The sequence below is a fragment of the Brevundimonas intermedia genome (assembly GCF_004614235.1).
Taxonomy (GTDB): domain Bacteria; phylum Pseudomonadota; class Alphaproteobacteria; order Caulobacterales; family Caulobacteraceae; genus Brevundimonas; species Brevundimonas intermedia_A.
On the sequence record NZ_SPVH01000006.1, the window covers coordinates 565180 to 582110 of the forward strand.

The 16931-nt window shown below is 64.1% G+C and carries 15 protein-coding genes and 1 tRNA gene; all 16 read left to right on the top strand.

What is annotated here, in order from left to right; translation table 11 throughout:
* Positions 1 to 34: 34 nt before the first annotated feature.
* The 16 genes from EGY25_RS09070 to EGY25_RS09145 all read left to right on the top strand — a co-directional run bounded on the left by EGY25_RS09070 (position 35) and on the right by EGY25_RS09145 (position 16658).
* Positions 35 to 1933, top strand: a complete 1899-nt coding sequence (locus EGY25_RS09070; RefSeq protein WP_167762561.1) for a methyl-accepting chemotaxis protein — start codon at positions 35 to 37, stop codon at positions 1931 to 1933.
* Entirely contained in the window at positions 1933 to 2208 is a 276-nt protein-coding gene (locus EGY25_RS09075; protein ID WP_135194670.1) for an STAS domain-containing protein, read from the top strand. Before EGY25_RS09070 ends, EGY25_RS09075 begins: the two co-directional genes overlap by 1 nt.
* Positions 2205 to 2570 carry a response regulator gene (locus EGY25_RS09080; protein ID WP_135194671.1) on the top strand — a complete coding sequence of 122 codons (366 nt, stop codon included), beginning with the start codon at positions 2205 to 2207 and terminating at the stop codon, positions 2568 to 2570. Before EGY25_RS09075 ends, EGY25_RS09080 begins: the two co-directional genes overlap by 4 nt.
* A gap of 22 nt (positions 2571 to 2592) precedes the next feature.
* Positions 2593 to 4797, top strand: coding sequence for a chemotaxis protein CheA (locus EGY25_RS09085; RefSeq protein ID WP_135194672.1), 2205 nt, complete (start codon positions 2593 to 2595; stop codon positions 4795 to 4797).
* Positions 4798 to 4800: 3 nt separating this feature from the next.
* On the top strand, positions 4801 to 5256 hold the full coding sequence (locus tag EGY25_RS09090) for a chemotaxis protein CheW (protein WP_135194673.1): 456 nt from the start codon (positions 4801 to 4803) through the stop codon (positions 5254 to 5256).
* Entirely contained in the window at positions 5253 to 6116 is an 864-nt protein-coding gene (locus tag EGY25_RS09095; protein ID WP_135194674.1) for a CheR family methyltransferase, read from the top strand. The genes EGY25_RS09090 and EGY25_RS09095 overlap by 4 nt, the downstream gene beginning before the upstream one ends.
* An 8-nt stretch (positions 6117 to 6124) precedes the next feature.
* Positions 6125 to 7162 (top strand): protein-glutamate methylesterase/protein-glutamine glutaminase, encoded by a 1038-nt coding sequence (locus tag EGY25_RS09100; RefSeq protein WP_135195584.1) that lies wholly within the window; start codon positions 6125 to 6127, stop codon positions 7160 to 7162.
* 15 nt (positions 7163 to 7177) lie between these two features.
* Complete coding sequence (locus tag EGY25_RS09105) at positions 7178 to 7567, top strand: response regulator (protein WP_008262387.1); 390 nt, start codon at positions 7178 to 7180, stop codon at positions 7565 to 7567.
* Positions 7564 to 8106, top strand: a complete 543-nt coding sequence (locus EGY25_RS09110; protein ID WP_135194675.1) for a chemotaxis protein CheD — start codon at positions 7564 to 7566, stop codon at positions 8104 to 8106. The genes EGY25_RS09105 and EGY25_RS09110 overlap by 4 nt, the downstream gene beginning before the upstream one ends.
* 2 nt (positions 8107 to 8108) lie before the next feature.
* Positions 8109 to 8453, top strand: coding sequence for a hypothetical protein (locus EGY25_RS09115; RefSeq protein ID WP_135194676.1), 345 nt, complete (start codon positions 8109 to 8111; stop codon positions 8451 to 8453).
* A 4-nt stretch (positions 8454 to 8457) separates the two neighbouring features.
* Positions 8458 to 9048, top strand: coding sequence for a response regulator (locus EGY25_RS09120; protein ID WP_135194677.1), 591 nt, complete (start codon positions 8458 to 8460; stop codon positions 9046 to 9048).
* Between the two features lie 10 nt (positions 9049 to 9058).
* Positions 9059 to 9517 (top strand): hypothetical protein, encoded by a 459-nt coding sequence (locus tag EGY25_RS09125; RefSeq protein WP_135194678.1) that lies wholly within the window; start codon positions 9059 to 9061, stop codon positions 9515 to 9517.
* Between the two features lie 219 nt (positions 9518 to 9736).
* Positions 9737 to 9813 (top strand) — tRNA-Arg (locus EGY25_RS09130).
* A gap of 281 nt (positions 9814 to 10094) precedes the next feature.
* Positions 10095 to 10763, top strand: coding sequence for a hypothetical protein (locus tag EGY25_RS09135; protein ID WP_135194679.1), 669 nt, complete (start codon positions 10095 to 10097; stop codon positions 10761 to 10763).
* Between the two features lie 410 nt (positions 10764 to 11173).
* Positions 11174 to 15157 carry a DUF4365 domain-containing protein gene (locus tag EGY25_RS09140; protein WP_135194680.1) on the top strand — a complete coding sequence of 1328 codons (3984 nt, stop codon included), beginning with the start codon at positions 11174 to 11176 and terminating at the stop codon, positions 15155 to 15157.
* A 1264-nt stretch (positions 15158 to 16421) separates the two neighbouring features.
* On the top strand, positions 16422 to 16658 hold the full coding sequence (locus tag EGY25_RS09145; RefSeq protein WP_135194681.1) for a DUF2188 domain-containing protein: 237 nt from the start codon (positions 16422 to 16424) through the stop codon (positions 16656 to 16658).
* Positions 16659 to 16931 lie beyond the last annotated feature (273 nt).

Sequence of the window (16931 nt, forward strand, 5' to 3'; positions counted from 1 at the left end):
CATCGAGAATATACCGGTCGGCCGTAAGCTGCTCATGGCCTTCGGTCTGGTGCTGGCGGCGATCGCCGTCATGGGCGCAGTCGTGGTGACAAGCTTGCTGAAGCTGGAAACTGCGGGCGAGGCGCGCAGCGTCGAGAACAAGGCGAACCGTACGACCGCCACCGCCGAGTTCTACATGACCCGTCAGGAGAACGCGTTCCGTGGCTATCTGCTGTCGCAGGATTCCTACTACATCGAACGCGTCGATGCCCACCGCGCCAAGTTCCTGGCGGCGATGGAAGAGTTGCGGACGGACCTGCCTGCGGAACGCGCCGCGCCGATCGAAAAGGCGCTTGCTGCAAACGCCACCTGGTACAAGAACGTCGTAGAAGCCGGCGCCGCCATGGTGCGGGAAGGCCGCGGCGCCGAGGCCGTCCAGATGGTTGGACGCACCGGCGTGGCCGACACCTACGTCGCTCCGCTGGAGGAGGCGATCGACGAGATCAAGGCGTCGAACGACGTCGCACTGAACGCCGCGCGTGAGGCTCAGTCCGCCGCCAGCCGCAGCGCGATGATCGCGGTCGTGGTCGGCCTCATCGCGGCCCTGTTGATCGCCTTGGCTGCCGGCTTCGTCGCGACCCGCGCCATCACGCGGCCGATCTTCTCTATGATCGGCTATATGCAGAAGCTGATGGCGGGCGACACCGCCATCCAGATCGTCGGCGCCGACCGTAAGGACGAGTTCGGCAAGATGGGCCAGGCTATCGTCGCCTTCCGCGACGCCGCCGTCGACAAGGTCCGCGTCGAGCAGGAAGCCGCGTCGCATCGCTCGATGAGTGAACAGGAACGCGTCGCCAACGAAGCCGAAAAAGCCCGCGTCGCCGCCGAGGACCAAGTTGCTCTGGACGCCTTGGCCGACGGTCTGTCCGCCATGGCCAATGGCGACCTGACACACCGGTTCACGGTGGAAGTCGCGCCGCGTTCGGAATCGCTGAAAGCCGACTTCAACGCCGCCATCGCCCAACTTCAGCAGGCGATCTCGGTCGTGGTCGGCAATGTGTCCGGGATCCGTTCCGGCGCCAGCGAGATCAGCCAGGCCGCCGACGACCTGTCGCGCCGCACCGAGCAGCAGGCCGCCTCGCTTGAGGAAACCGCCGCCGCCCTGGACGAGATCACCGCCACGGTGAACAAGACCGCCTCGGGCGCGCGTCAGGCCTCCGACGTGGTTCAGGCTGCGCGCGGCGACGCCGAAAAGAGCGGCATGGTCGTTCGCGACGCCGTCTCCGCCATGCAGGCAATCGAGGGCTCGTCCAACCAGATCAACCAGATCATCGGCGTCATCGACGAGATCGCTTTCCAGACCAACCTGCTGGCCCTGAACGCGGGCGTCGAAGCCGCCCGTGCGGGTGATGCGGGTCGTGGCTTCGCGGTCGTGGCCTCGGAAGTCCGGGCCCTGGCGCAACGTTCGGCCGAAGCGGCGAAAGAGATCAAGACCCTGATCTCGGCCTCGACGGGCCAGGTCGGCGCCGGCGTCAAACTGGTCGGCGAGACCGGCGAGGCCCTGCAACGGATCGTGGACCGGGTCGCCGAGATCGACAGCCTGGTCACGGAAATCGCCGCCTCGGCCCAGGAGCAGGCCGTCGGCCTGGCCCAAGTCAACACGGCCGTGAACCAGATGGACCAGGTCACTCAGCAAAATGCGGCGATGGTCGAGCAATCGACGGCCGCCAGCCACTCGCTGGCCCAGGAGGCCGAAAGCCTGCAGGCCTCGGTCGCCCAGTTCCGCGTCGGGTCGCACCAGCAGGCCTCTCACGCGCCCGCTGCGGTTCGCAAGCCTGCCCCTGCTGCCAGGCCCGCCAACCGCATGGTCGCCGCGCTGAAGACCATCGGTCGCGGCGGCGCGGCCCTGAAACCGCAAGCCGCCGCCGTCGAAGACGGCTGGGAGGAGTTCTGATGAGCGAGACCCTGATCCTGGCCGAGGTGCTGGACCTGAATGCAGCCCAGCCTTTGAAGGCTGAACTGCTGGCCCTGCGAGGTCACGCCCTGACGCTGGACGCCTCGGCCGTCGAGCGGCTGGGCGGGCTGTGCCTGCAAATCCTCATGTCGGCCCGCAAGACCTGGGCCGCCGACGGCGTCAACCTAAGTTTAGGGTCTGTGTCCCAATATTGGACAGAACAGTGGGCAGCTCTAGGCGCGCCTGACTTCAACAACGAGGGGGCGTTGGCATGACCAAGACCGTTCTGACGATCGACGATTCACGCACCATGCGCGACATGCTGCTGATGGCGCTGGAAGACGCGGGCTATACCGTGATCCAGGCCGTCGATGGCGTGGACGGGCTGGAGACGCTGGCCGCCAGGGGCGCCGATGTCATCATCACCGACATCAACATGCCCCGCATGGATGGTTTCGGCGTCATTGAGGGCGTGCGCGCCGATCCGAACCACCGCACCACGCCGGTGCTGGTGCTGACGACCGAGAGCGACGTCGAGAAGAAGGCGCGCGCCCGCGCCGCCGGCGCCACCGGCTGGATTGTCAAACCCTTCGACCCCGCAAAACTGGTGGACGCCGTTCGCCGCGTCGCCGCCTGATCGCCCGCCGGACCCGCACCTAATGGACGCCTTCGAAGCCATCAAAGTCACCTTCTTCCAGGAATGCGACGAACTGCTCGCCGACCTGGAAGCGAAGCTGATGCTGCTGGAGCAGGGTCAGACCGACCTGGAGACGATCAACGCCGTCTTCCGCGCCGTGCATTCGGTCAAGGGCGGGGCAGGGGCGTTCGGGCTGGAGGCGTTGGTCCGGTTCGCCCACGTTTTCGAGACCCTGATGGACGAGCTGCGCTCGGGCCGTAAGCCGTGCGACACGATCACCATCAAGACCCTGTTGCGCGCCTCCGACGTGCTGGCCGACCATATCCAGGCGGCCCAGGGTCTGATCCCGCAGGTGGACGAGGGCCGTTCCGCCGCCCTGGTTGCCGAGCTTGAAATGCTGACCCACGGCGGCGAGGCGCCGCCCGCCGTCGAGGACGAAGACGACGATTTCGGCTTCATGCCCATGGCCTTCGACATGGCGCTGGACGAACCCGTCGCCGCACCCGAGCCTGAACTTGAAGCCGTCGGCTGGCGCATCGTGTTCAAGCCGATGGGGCGGATGTACGCCAACGCCAACGAGACCGGCCTGCTGCTGCGCGAACTGGGCCGCCTCGGCCCGACCACGGTCGTTCTGGACGACAGCGAGACGCCGACGCTGGACGCCCTGTCGGTCGAGGACGGTTGCCTGACCTGGACGGTCGATCTGGACGCCGCCGTCGACGAAGCCGCCTTGCTCGAAGTCTTCGACTTCGTCGAAAGCGACTGCGAACTGGCTATCACCCCCCTTGGAGGTGCATCGAACATGAACGCACCGTTCGAAGACGAGCCGGCGGCGGTGTTGCCGGCCAGCGACGATCTGGACATCGCCGCCCTGTTGGCCAAGGCCAGCGGAGCGGTCGCGGACCCTGTGCCGGAGACGATCCCGTTCGCGGCCATTGAGCCCGAGCCCGCGCCTGCCGTCGCAACGCCTGCCCCTACGCCCGTCGCCGCCGCTCCTGTCGCCGCCTCTGCGTCTGTCGCGCCGGCGCCGGTGACGATCCGCGTCGATCTGGATCGGGTCGATCGCCTGATCAACGTTGTCGGCGAGCTGGTCATCCAGCAGGCCATGCTGTCGCAACGCGTTCTGGAAAGCGGCCTCGCCCGTTCGTCGGGCATCGCCCTGGGTCTTGAAGATCTTGAGCTGCTGACCCGCGAGATCCAGGACAGCGTTATGGCCATCCGCGCCCAGCCGGTGAAGTCGGTGTTCCAGCGCATGCCGCGCCTGGTCCGCGAAGTCGCCGACATGGTCTCCAAACAGGTGCGCCTGGTCACCGTCGGCGAGGACACCGAGGTCGACAAGACCGTGGTCGAACGCCTGGCCGAGCCGATCACCCACATGCTGCGCAACGCCATCGACCACGGGCTGGAAACGCCCGACGAGCGTATCGCCGCCGGAAAGTCGGCCGAAGGCACGGTGCGCCTGGCCGCCCTGCACCGCTCGGGCCGGATCGTCATCGAGATTTCCGACGACGGGCGCGGCATCAACCGCGAACGCGTCAAGAAGATCGCCATCGACAAGGGACTGATCGCCGCCGACGCCCCCCTGACCGACGAGCAGATCGACAATCTGATCTTCGCGCCCGGCTTCTCGACCGCCGCCGTGGTGTCCGACATCTCGGGCCGGGGCGTGGGGATGGATGTGGTCAAGCGCTCGATCCAGGCCCTGGGCGGCCGGATCTCCATCAGCTCGGTTCCGGGCAAGGGATCGACCTTCACCCTCAGCCTGCCGCTGACGCTGGCGGTGCTGGACGGCATGGTCGTCGCCGCCGCCGAACAGACGCTGATCGCGCCCCTGCCGACCATCGTGGAAAGCCTGACGCCCCAGGCCGCCGACCTGCATTTCGTCGGTGGCGTAGACCCCGTCATCCGCTTCCGCGACCGCTTCCTGCCGCTGATCGACGTGGCCCTGATCATGGGCTTCCGCGAGCAGCCGATGAACCCGACCGACGGCGTCGCCGTGGTCGTCGAGACTGAGGGCGGCCAGCAGGCGGCCCTTCTGTTCGACGCCATCCAGGGCCAGCGCCAGGTCGTCATCAAGAGCCTTGAGACCAACTACCAGCAGGTCGAGGGCGTCGCCGCCGCCACCATCCTTGGCGACGGCCGCGTGGCTCTGATCCTCGACGTGGACGTCATCGTCACCGACATGCGCCGCAAATCCATCCGTCCCGATTTCAAGCTCGCGAGCTGAACCATGACCGAAGCCAAAGACCCCCAGCGCGAACTCATCGCCTTCCGCATCGGCAGTCAGGAATTCTGCGTCGACATCATGTCGGTGCGTGAAATCCGCGGCTGGACGCCGGCGACGCCCCTGCCGCGCTCGCCCGGCTACATGAAGGGCGTCATCAACCTGCGCGGCACCGTCCTGCCGATCATCGATCTAGGCGCGCGCTTCGGCCTGACGACCTCGGAACCGACGGCGCGTCACGTCATCATGGTCGCCCATATCGGCGGCCGGATGGTTGGCCTTCTGGTCGACGCCGTGTCCGACATCCTGCAAATGAGCGAGGCCTCGGTCCAGCCGACGCCCGACGTCGCCAGCGATCAGGTCAAGACCTTCGTCAAGGGCATCTTCTCGATCGATGGCCGCATGATCAGCCTGATCGAACTGGATTACATCCTGCCCCAGATCGAGGCCGAAGCCGCATGAACGCCGCCGCCGGTCGGGGATCCATCGTCGAGGGCGAGTTCGTCTTCACCGCCGATGATTTCCGCCACATCGCCGAAATGCTGCATGCCCACGCCGGCATCGCCCTGAACGAGGGCAAGGCCGCGCTGGTCTATTCGCGGCTGGCCAAGCGCCTGCGCATTCTGGGCCTGACCAGCTTCCGCGACTACTGCGCCCTAGTCGACGGCGTGGACGGCGTGGACGAGCGTCAGAAGATGACGGCGGCCCTGACGACCAACGTGACGCGCTTTTATCGTGAGCCGCACCATTTCGACGACCTGCGCGACCGGGTCATGCCGGAACTGGCCGCCCGTGCGCGGGCCGGCGGCCGGGTGCGCCTGTGGTCGGCCGCCTGTTCGAACGGACAGGAGCCCTATTCGATGGCGCTGACGATCCTTCAGGCCCTGCCCGAGGCGGCGGACCTGGACGTGCGGATCTTGGCCACCGACATCGATCCCAATATGGTCGCCCAAGGCCATGACGGCACCTATTCCGAAGAGGCGCTGGAGCCGGCGCCCGTCACCCTGTGGCGCAAATATTTCGACCGCGCCGACCGCGGCCAATGGACGGCTGGCCAGCAGCTGAAGCGTCTGGTCAGCTTCAAGGAGTTGAACCTGATCGGCGACTGGCCGATGAAGGGCAAGTTCGACGTCATCTTCTGCCGCAACGTCGTCATCTATTTCGACGACGCGACGCAGGAGCGGGTGTGGAAGCGGTTCACGCCCCTGATGAACCCCGGCGCGACCCTGTATATCGGCCATTCTGAGCGCGTTTCCGGTCCCGCGACCAGCCAGCTTCAGACCGCCGGCCTGACCACCTATCGTCTGGGTGGACCGGCATGAGCCCCCCGCTGAATCCAGTCCGCGTCCTCGTCGTCGACGACAGCCTGACCATGCGGGGCCTGATCTCGGCCGCGCTGAAGTCGGACCCCGAGATCGAGGTCGTCGGCACCGCCGCCGATCCCATCGAGGCGCGCGCCGCGATCAAGGCCCTGAACCCCGACGTCATCACCCTGGACGTCGAGATGCCCAACATGAACGGGCTGGAGTTCCTGGAAAAGATCATGCGGCTGCGGCCCATGCCGGTGGTCATGGTCTCGACCCTGACGGCGGCCGGCACCGACGTGACCCTGGCTGCGCTGGAAATCGGCGCCGTGGACGCCGTGGCCAAGCCGGCGGTGGCCAGCGTGGACGCCTTCCATGATCTGATCGGCAAGGTGAAGACCGCCGCCCGCTCGCGCGTCCGCGCCCGTGGCGACACTCCCGCCGCCGCCGTGGCGCCGAGCACCTATCGCCCCGATCCCAATCATATCCTGGCCATCGGATCGTCCACCGGCGGCGTCGAGGCCCTGCTGACCGTGCTCAGCGGTTTCCCCGCCAACTGTCCCGCCACGATCATCACCCAGCACATGCCGGCGACCTTCACCGCCAGCTTCGCCGCCCGTCTGGACCGCGTCTGCGCCCCGACGGTGACTGAAGCTGTGGACGGCGCTCCGCTGAAAACCGGCCACATCTATCTTGCCCCCGGCGGCGCGACCCATTTTGAGATCGCGTCCGGCATGTCGCCCCGCTGCCGACTGGTCGCCAGCGATCCCGTCAACGGCCACCGTCCCTCCGTCGATGTGATGTTCGAGTCCGTCGTGCGCCTGAAGCGTCCGATGACGGGCGTCATCCTGACGGGCATGGGCAAGGACGGCGCCAAGGGCCTGCTGGCCATGCGCGAAGCCGGCGGCCGCACCCTGGGCCAGGACGAGGCCACCTGCGTCGTCTACGGCATGCCGAAAGCCGCCTTCGAACTTGGCGCCGTGGAGCGGCAGTTGCCGCTGCACCGCCTGTCCCCCGCCATCCTCGAACTGTGCGCCGATCCGGCCGCGCGGTCAGTCGCCTAACCGGGAGCGTACCCTATGCCCGCCGCCGCCTCTCTCCACTGTCTGGTCGTCGACGATCAGATGACCATGCGCTCGCTGGTCCGCACCAGTCTGCAACAGCTCGGCGTCCGCGAGATCCGCGAGGCCGCCGACGGCGAGATCGCCCTGCGCGACATCATCTCCAAGCCCGCGCACCTGATCATCTCGGACTACAACATGCCGAACCTGGACGGACTGGGCCTGCTGCGCGCCGTGCGCGCCCACCCGCCCACGTCCAAGACCGCCTTCATCATGCTGACCGGCCGGGCCGACCGCGAACTGGTCCAGCGCGCCGTGCAGTTCGGGGTCAACAACTACTTGGTCAAGCCTTTCACCGTCGCCCAGTTGAAGGGCAAGCTGGAAGCCGTCTTCGGTCCCCTGACATGAGCTTCGTCGCCCTGAAGGATAGCGTGGAAAAGCGCGTACACGTCGGTCAGGGCGAGCACCACATCACGTCCGATCCCAACGTCGTGCTCAGCACCATCCTGGGCTCGTGCGTCGCCATGTGCCTGCGCGATCCGCTGGCCGGCGTCGGCGGCATGAACCACTTCCTGCTGCCGGAAGGTTCGGGGGCGGGGACCGACGCGGGGCGTCGCTACGGCGCCTATGCGATGGAGCTGCTGATCAACGACATGCTCAAGGCCGGCGGTCGTCGCGAGCGGATGGAGGCCAAGCTGTTCGGCGGCGGCCGCATGTTCGACAGCTTGCGCGACGTGGGCCGCGCCAACGCCGACTTCGCCGAGAAGTTTCTGCGCGACGAAGGCATTCCGGTCGTGGGCGGCAGCCTGCGCGGCGACGGCGGACGACGCCTGCACTACTGGCCCGTCTCCGGCCGCGCCATGCAACGCGCCGTGACCGACGTCGTCGCGCCCAAGCCCGTTCCCGTCATGGCTCCGGTCGATACCGGCGCGCTGGAACTGTTCTGACCATGAGCGCCCCTCCCGAACATGCCGATCTTCTGGCCGCCGTCGCCGACGAGCTGATGCTGGTCCGCGAAGGCATCGACGGGATCGAGGCCCTGGTCAGCGACCTGGTCCGGCGCGCCCCGCCCGAGGAACGCCCCAACGCCCTCACCCAGGCCCAGGCCCTGGACGCCCTGACCCAGCGGCTGGAGGCCCTGTCCGGCGTCCTGCGCATGCTGGGCGGCGGCGCCAGCCCGTCCGAGGCCGTCAGCCGACTGTCGCTGGCCGACATGGCCGGCCGCCTGCGGCCCGCCGCCGGCGAACATCGCCCGGCCTCCACCGCCGACGCCGGCGACCTGATGCTGTTTTGATGTCATGGCCAAGGGCGATCGGGTCAATCTGGCGCACACCACGGTCCTTCTGATCGATGATCAACCCACGTCGCTCGACATGCTGGGCTCCATCGTCCAGGGCTTCGGCTGCAAGGAGCAGATCAAATGCGCCTCGGCCCAGGCGGCGGTCGAACTGTTGGCCCGCCGCGCCGTCGATCTGATCCTGATCGACTGCATCATGCCCGACATGGACGGCTATGAGTTCGTGCGCTGGCTGCGACGCGACGCCCCGACGCCGACCCGCTACGTGCCCGTCATCATGATCCTGGGTCACGCGTCCCAGGCGAAGGTCCAGCAGGGACGCGACTGCGGCGCCAGCTTCGTGGTCGCCAAACCCCTGTCGCCCTCGCTGCTGCTCAAGCGCATCATCTGGCTGGGCGCCGAGGATCGCGATTTCGTCGAGGCCGAACACTACGTCGGCCCCGACCGCCGGGTGCGCAACTATGGCCCGCCGGCCGGAACCGACGGTCGTCGCGAGAGCGACCTGTCCGGCGAACTGGGCGCTGCCGTCGAGGAGAATATGGATCAGGACGACATCGACATGCTGCTGAAACCGATGAAGGTCAGCCTGTGAGCCGCGCCCGATGACCAAGCCGACCATTCGCAAGGTCCACACCTCGCTCCAGCGCCAGATGGCCCGCCCCGGCGGACGGCTGATCGTCGAGGCCGAATCCCGCGCCAATCAGGCGCTGGAGGGCCAGCGCGATCATGTGTTCGATCTGCTGGCGACCAATATCGACGCCATCGACGCCCTGTGCGTCAGCCGTCCCGACGACGCCCCGACCCAGATCTACGCCTTCGCCTCCGCCATGGTCGACATGGCCGGCTATCTGGACGTCCCCGCCTTCTTCGAGGCCGCCTTCAGCCTGTGCGAGATCGCCGACCGGATGCGCGCCGCTGACGCCTGGTCCTGGCCCTCGATCGAGGTCCACGTCCGTGTGCTCAGACTGACCCTGGCCGACGGCGGCAAGGCCACGCCCGGTTCCGAACGCCTGCTGGAGGGCCTGCGCGCCCTGACCGCCCACGTCCCGCCAGCGGGTTAACGGCCAAGCCCCATGCCGCGGAACAAGCGTGAAACGAATCAGGACCGAATCGCCGACACAGCCCCATTCGTCCTTTGTTCACCGCGACATCTGGTAGGTTAAGGGGCCTTAACCACAAGCTGGTTTGAACCGGCAGGAACCGCCGACATCGGACTTTTTCGCCTCCGACGACCACACCCCCTTTTTCAAATCCCCCCAAGACGCTAGGTCACCCCCCGTGGCCCCGTAGCTCAGCTGCATAGAGCAAGGCTTTCCTAAAGCCGAGGTCGGGGGTTGGAGTCCCTCCGGGGTCGCCAACTACTGTCGTGCCCACTTAAGAGTGGGTACGAAACCATCTAAAGTTGGCCGATACCCAGTTTGGATGCGACACAGAGCACGCTCTTCCGGTCGAAGCAGCCGCTTATCTACGACTGTAGCCGCGCGGATGACTACCAAGCGCCAAGAGGAGACTGTGGGTCCTGGGCGGAAAGCGGATATTCGCGAGCCAGCGTTGGTCGAACCTGCAGCTATCGCGGCCGTCGAAGCATTGAACGCCGCAAGTACACGTGCCACCGTTGTGCGAATGCGGGGCGAACGGATGTCTGAGAGCTTCGAACTGGAACCCCGTGATCTACGCCACATGGTTCAAGACCACTGGCGCAGCCTCATTCGGCTCGCAGGCGTCAGTCCGCAGATGGCAGGCGAGGAAGTGTTTCGGTTTGAAGCCCTCATCGAGCAGATGGCGGCACGGTATCCGCCTTCAGCGGCGATGAATTTTCGCGACACACTAAAAGCTTTCCGCGCCGAGTACGCAGAGCGCGAACTGACCGATCCAGACGGGTTACGTCAGAGCTTGCAGATCACGGGCGGTGCCAGCGGCGCGGCCACGGCGTGGCTGGCCAACCTCGAGACGCCGGCCAGCGTGGACCTTAGAGATCAGCAGGACGCCTTTTTCCGGGATTTGCTCACGAAAGGAATTCCGGACCCGAAGCGGTTTCAGCTCCGTTGGGAACAATTTATCGCGCACCTGCAATCTCAGATCAATCACCTCCCGAAGGCTGAGCAGGACGGGATCATGACGCGTGTTGTGCTGCGTAACGCCGAATATATGGCGCTCGCGAAGAGCAATCGAGAAGCTTTGAAGGCCCGGTTGGGTGTTGACTCGTTCTCGTCGGGCTCTGCGCCGATCGCAGATATGGTTGTCGAGACTACCGTGAGAGCGACGATCTGGCAGGGGATCGGCGCTCTCTTACGGGGGGTCCGGTAGACAAAGCAGCAGTAAGCGGAGGGTTCTGGCCGCCTCGCGCCACGAGCGGACCTGAGCACTCGACCGATAACCGGACGTCCATCGAGCTAACAAATTCCTTGTAGGCCGCGTCCGTCGAATTACCGTAGAACGACACGCGTTGACCGCTAAAGCGTCGCTGCGACAGCCCGAAGGGGTTTTGGGCCAAAGTTGTTTAGCCGGAGGACAGGCAAAGAGGAGCAATCGTTCGACCCCGGCCACACGGATCATCTACGTGATGGAAACTTTTCTCGCACCGCCGTGCAATCCCAACGATTATTGGCCCGCGCAGAATCAGCGGTATCTAGTGGTCTGGAGCACGATGACCGTTTCCCATTCCAAGATTAAAAATCAAAAGCTCACTCTCCCGATGAGCTACGTCGCCGTGCTCTATGGGTAGCGGCAAGGGCCGCAAGTTCGATCCCACCGAAGAGCTGGGGATCAACGCGGTCCAGAAGGCCGTTCTCACCTACGGCTGGATTTTTCGCGACAAGCGACAAGCGGATTTCGGAATCGACGGTGAGATCGAAATCGTCTCGGACGACCAAACCGTCACCGGGAAGCTTCTCGGCGTCCAGATCAAAAGCGGCCGCTCCTTCTTCAAAGATGCCCCCGGCCGCGACCTCCGTTTCTACGCCACGCCCGAGCATCGCGATTACTGGCTGGGTTACGCCGTGCCCGTCGTCATCGCCTTCCACAACCCGGACGATGACGAGACGATCTGGCAGTTTACCCATAGCGCCACGTCGAGCGGCAAGAACTGGCGGATAGACGTTCCTCGTACGAACAAATTCAACGCCGACGCAAAGACTTCGCTCGCCCAGGCCGCGGCGGCCGGGAAAACACTCAATCAGGTCAGCGCGTCGCGCATGGCCGACTCCATCGTCGGCGACGTCTCCAAAGGGCAGCAGGCAGCCAGACCGAAAGAGGTGACGCTCGCGACGGAGCAGGTCGAAGGCGTCGCGCCACTCCTTCAGGCAGAGTTCGGCGAGGCGGGCCTGTCCGCCGCCGCGCTCTCCCAAATCTCCAAGCTGCTCGACGAGAAGCTGGCACCATCCCGACAAACGCCCACGCCAGCCTCGGTCGATGCAGGCGTCGATCCCCGGCGCGCATCCGAAGACCCCACCCTGCACGCGAAAATCGACCAACTTCGAGACATCAAGAACGAGGGCGACCCTGCCGTCGCTTACAGGAAACTCGAAGCGCTTCTCCCCCAGATCGACCGAGAGACGAATCCGTTCGCCTACTTCCGAGCACTGTCCACACGCGCCGCCGCCGCCCTGGATCTCGGCAGGACTGAAGAGAGCTGTGAAGGGTTCGAAGAGGCCTTCGCTCTTGAACCCCACAACACGAACGCGCTGGCGAATATGGGGCTGGCCGCACTGATCCGACGCGAGCACGTGAAAGCCCGCGAATATGCACAGGCGTCCATCGATCTCCCCGATCACCCAGGTCATGTGCTGACGATCTTGCTCGCGGCCGTCGCACGTCTCGATTACGAGGGCGATCCGCGCGAACTCATCCCGGAAGCGGATCGCGACAAGCCGGAAGCCACCCATGCCGTGCTGGAGTTTCTGCGCGTCCGCGACGACCCGAGTTGGCCCCGTGAAGCCATAGCCGCTCACGAAGCCAAGCCGGACGATCGGGGCGTCAAACGGCTCTGGGCTTTAGGCGTTCTAGAGCTCGCCACCACCGACGGACGTTTCGTAACCGGCGGTCAGTCCGACGTGCCCGTGGAGGAGGTGAGGCGCGTCGCCGAGTTCCTTCGCGATGAAGTCGAACACAAGATCATCAACGGCTATGCCGACATCGACGATGTGGCGAACGAGGCGACAAACGCGGCCATAGCGTTCCGAATTATCGACGACTATCCCTCCGCAGTCGCCTTCCTGAAACGTGTTCAGGTCCACGTTGGCCACAACCCCAACATCATGCGCATGCTCGGTTTGAGCCAAGCGATGAGCGGCGACAAAGCCGACGCGCTGGAGACGCTTGCCACCATTCCAGAGGATGGAGAAGCACAGCTTCTTAGAGGGGAAATTCTAGGGCGCGACGACGCGAAAGCCGGACTCGAACTCGTGCGTGGCCTAGCCGCCGAGATCATACCCGAACACCACACGAAGAGCCGGCTGATCCTAACCGCCAGCCTCGCGCAACGCGCATCCGACCCTGGGCTGGCAGACGCGCTGAACGCGTTGAGAGCCGATGAAGAGGTCGCGCCCTACGCAACGATCATCGAAGTCAGGCATCGTTCGGCCTCCGGCGAAGACGACGAGGTTCTGGCCGCCGAACTGTCGTCGCTCGCCGACCAGATCAAACCCGACGCTCCGTTTTCTCTTCGCCTGACCCTCGCGGAAAGCCTCAAGCGCCACGGTGCGTTCATCAAAGCCTCGCGACTTCTCGACGGTCACATCGACACCGAACGCGATAGTGATGCCGCGCGCCTCTATTTGACGCTTCTAGCGTCCGCCGGTCGCGACACCGATTTCTTCAAGACGCTCAAGGCGCTGCCCGAGGCTGTGCGCCAAGACCAAGAAACCATCTGGCTGACGACCATCCACGCCTTCAACCGAGGAGATCTGGACAAAGCCGAACGCCAGTCGAAAAAACTGGCCGAGCGCGACCCGAAAAACCTCAAACCCTTGCTGCTTCATCTCGAAGCCTTGGTTCGCCGCAGGCGCGACAATGCCATCCGCGAAATCCTTGCCGGGGATGTCGAGAGTCTGGAGGCCGAAAGCATCGGCGACCAGACGCGACTCGCGCGGCTTCTCGTAGGGTTCGGCTATCCCGAACGGGGCCTGGCGCTTTTATATCGATTGATGCTGGAGAACCGGGATAATCCCCGCCTTTGGACGAACTTCGGCGGGCTCGTTCTGAGTGCAGAAAGAGCACCGGATTTCACGCTCGACGTCACCGGCGTTGCGGTGGACACATCCGTTACGCTCTCATTCGAAGGTGGCGGATCGAGCGAGATCGTCGTCGAGCCGAACGCATATCTGCGAAAACTGGACCCCGACTCTCGCGAGCCGGAGCACCAAGACGTTGCTGCACTCATGGGTCTCAACACCGGAGATACGTTCACCTTGCCGGATGGAAGAGGCGGCCGCATCGCAAATGTCCGGCACAAATTCGTCGCGCGGATGCAGACGGTCCTCCAAGATTTTGAGTCTCGCTTCCCATCCGCAAACGGCTTCAGGAGCATCAGGGTCGATGTCGAAGCCGAAGGTGGTCTGGATGCGATTAAAGCAATCCTGAAAGACCGACGGGATTTCATGGTGTCCGAAGCGGATGCCTACGAAAAAAACCAACTGCCGCTCGCGATCTTCGCCCATCGCGTCGGCATCAGCCCCATCGACGCCGCCGGCGGCTTGGCCGAGAGCGGGCGATCTTTCCAAGTCGCCTTCGGCAACGAAGCCGAGCGTATCGCCGCAAAAAAGAGCATCGACTCGAACGCTCAGGCAGGCGCTGTGGTCGACGCGCAGACGTTTTGGACCATCTGGGATCTGGGCGTTACCGAAGTCGTCCAGGCGACAGTCGGCAAGCTCCACTACACCGCTGCCTGTCTCTACGAATTGCACGAACGATTGGAGCGGCTGACCGACCAAAAGCAGGACGAAGGTCAGTCAGCGATGTCGATCGACAACGGCCAGATCGTGATGAGGGAATTCGGTCCCGACGAGGTCCAGGCCGCAGCCGATATCCTCCGAAGCGCCATCCAATGGCTTGAGGAGAACGCCACGCTCGCGGCCGTCGAGATGCCAGACGCTCTGCCGGATGAAATCCGTCAGAACCTAGCCGATCTCCCGAAACCGATCTTCGACGAGGTGTTCGTCGCGAAAAAGCTGAACATTCTCCTCCTTGTCGACGACCTTCGCATGCGTCTCTTCGGCAGAGCGCTGGGCGTCGAGAAATCAAGCTGGCTGCATTGGATTCTCGGTCACGCTGTGGACAAGGGCATGGCCGATATGTCGTCCTACGCGACGTGGAGCGCCAAGCTCATCGCTAGACGTCAAAACTATATTGGCCTGGGGCCCCAGGTGATGGTGGACGCGCTTCGGGCAGATGCGGCGTTCGGCTTAAGACAGCCGGGAGAGATCTTCCTGATGCTGGCCCGCTGCTTCGGCGGCAAAGCGGCTGACGTCGAATCCCACATCCGGGTTGTCGCCCAAGCAATCTATCTGATCTGGGGCGACATGAATCTCCGCCACGTACGAGAGGCAGCGACGGGCGTACTTCTCGACCAACTCACTACCGGGCGTCGCGACGACTACCAGTGGATTCTGACCGCTCTCATTCGGGTGTTTCGCAAGCTGAATCGCTCAGTGTCGAACTACATTGTCGGTTGGATCAAAGGCCATTTCATATCTCTGAATTGATCTCAAGCTGGCTCGACTTACGCGCAGAATGCGGACATTTCTCAATGGCGGGTAAGTCGACGCGCCGTCCGTCGCAGGTCCCGGGACATCCAATCTTCGCGTAAGGGATCCGTCTTTCACCCCGCAAGCTTCAGCGACTTTCTATGGCTTTTCGCGTTCTCTAGCTTGCGCCCAGTACGTCCGTCACAACGCTCGAAGAGATGATTGAACCAATCGACCCTCCCATGGTCTGCCGAAGCTGGGACCTCCATTCCGGCGACGTAAGACTTCCCGTGCCAGCAGAACCCAAACCGCCGCGCGGGGCCCTTACGCCAGAGGCCGACCAATTGGGGTGGTCCTCCGGACAGAGGATCGGCTCCGGAATGCAGAGCCTGACAAAACGCATGCATGGCCGCCCGGCTGGTGCCACCAGCCGCCGTTTTAGACACCTCTACGATATGAGCCTCGACTTCGGTCTTACCGGAGCCGTCAGCAAGAGCGACGTACGAGGTGCCGAAAGCTAGAGGGAGCTCCCGATCGGTCCAGACTTCTGACCGGACGTCATACTGGCTGCGCCAAAGCCGGAACCGCGAGCCCATAAACTCACCGTCCCGTGCGCCATGAAAGAAAGTCAGGCTCGCAATGTTCGCTGTCTGAACTTTTGCGACGGCCGCCCTCAGAAGCCCGATAACCGCAATATGGCGCTCGTCTGCCGACGCGTGTTCAAGGTTCAAGGCACCCCGAGATAACAACTCCAGCGCTTGGCTCAAAGCGATCGGAACAAAATAGGCATCCCCGCAGAAGCCGAAAATGTCCGCTGTGTTGGGAGACGCAAATGTCTTCAACCCCGCGTCCCATCGTTCGGCTGCCGTTCCCCAAGTGATTCGGCTGTCGGTTACTAGATACAGCGAACATGGGCCGCGGGCATCGCTGGCAACGGCTACGGCGAGTGATGTCATTGCGCTTTCTGAAGTCCCCGACTAGATGTCGAGATAGGCGAATGAATCGCCACTCTGCAACTCCTGGCCGCCCCTCAATATTCACTATGGGGTGCTCGAGGTGGGGGCCCGTCCGTTTCGGCGGACGGGCTGTCAGGTCACGATAACAGCGGGAGCCGGCCTCCTTGCGAGAACTAGGCGTGCCAAATGACCTTGCAGGCACGCATCGCGGTCGGTACGCATCATACGGCCTTTTCACCTAACTTCGTTCGTCGGAGGCCTTGAAGCCAAGCTGTTAAACCTTACCTGTGGTTGGCAGGTAAGCCGAGCAACAGGAGGGTTTCGCGGTGGCTATCGACAAATACACTCTGCACAAGGATGCCGAGACTGAAAAGTGGCGCTTGGAAAGGGAAGGTTCTGATCGCGCGAAGCGTGTGTTCGAGAACAAGGGAGACGCCTTGAAAGGGCTCCGCGCCGCAGTCGGGCCGGCAGGCGGTTCGGTGCGAATTCGCAAGGTTGATAACACTATCCAGGAAGAGCGAACTTACCCGCGATCGAAGGATCCCAATAGCACGCCGGGATAAGGCAGATGGCGATCTTCGCAGTCAGCTTCCGCCTCGCGCATGGCGCGGACCACGCCAGACGTTGGCAGTCGGTTGACGATGCAGTTCGACGCTTGTCTATTGGTCCTCCCTTCGATGAGACGACATCGTTCTATATTCTCCTGGCAAACACCTCCGCAGACGCGCTCTGGAACGCTCTCGTTTCTGGATCGGAGTTAGACATGCGTCGGGACGCGCTGGTCGTGGTCAACCTTTCGGCCGACGACTCGCAGTTCGGCGGGACCTCAGCGCCCG

Excerpts from the sequence above, each read along its gene's own strand:
- EGY25_RS09070 (WP_167762561.1), top strand. The coding sequence starts at position 35 with ATGGCCTTCGGTCTGGTGCTGGCGGCGATCGCCGTCATGGGCGCAGTC.
- EGY25_RS09075 (WP_135194670.1), top strand. The coding sequence starts at position 1,933 with ATGAGCGAGACCCTGATCCTGGCCGAGGTGCTGGACCTGAATGCAGCC.
- EGY25_RS09080 (WP_135194671.1), top strand. The coding sequence starts at position 2,205 with ATGACCAAGACCGTTCTGACGATCGACGATTCACGCACCATGCGCGAC.
- EGY25_RS09085 (WP_135194672.1), top strand. The coding sequence starts at position 2,593 with ATGGACGCCTTCGAAGCCATCAAAGTCACCTTCTTCCAGGAATGCGAC.
- EGY25_RS09090 (WP_135194673.1), top strand. The coding sequence starts at position 4,801 with ATGACCGAAGCCAAAGACCCCCAGCGCGAACTCATCGCCTTCCGCATC.
- EGY25_RS09095 (WP_135194674.1), top strand. The coding sequence starts at position 5,253 with ATGAACGCCGCCGCCGGTCGGGGATCCATCGTCGAGGGCGAGTTCGTC.
- EGY25_RS09105 (WP_008262387.1), top strand. The coding sequence starts at position 7,178 with ATGCCCGCCGCCGCCTCTCTCCACTGTCTGGTCGTCGACGATCAGATG.
- EGY25_RS09110 (WP_135194675.1), top strand. The coding sequence starts at position 7,564 with ATGAGCTTCGTCGCCCTGAAGGATAGCGTGGAAAAGCGCGTACACGTC.
- EGY25_RS09115 (WP_135194676.1), top strand. The coding sequence starts at position 8,109 with ATGAGCGCCCCTCCCGAACATGCCGATCTTCTGGCCGCCGTCGCCGAC.
- EGY25_RS09120 (WP_135194677.1), top strand. The coding sequence starts at position 8,458 with ATGGCCAAGGGCGATCGGGTCAATCTGGCGCACACCACGGTCCTTCTG.
- EGY25_RS09125 (WP_135194678.1), top strand. The coding sequence starts at position 9,059 with ATGACCAAGCCGACCATTCGCAAGGTCCACACCTCGCTCCAGCGCCAG.
- EGY25_RS09135 (WP_135194679.1), top strand. The coding sequence starts at position 10,095 with ATGTCTGAGAGCTTCGAACTGGAACCCCGTGATCTACGCCACATGGTT.
- EGY25_RS09140 (WP_135194680.1), top strand. The coding sequence starts at position 11,174 with ATGGGTAGCGGCAAGGGCCGCAAGTTCGATCCCACCGAAGAGCTGGGG.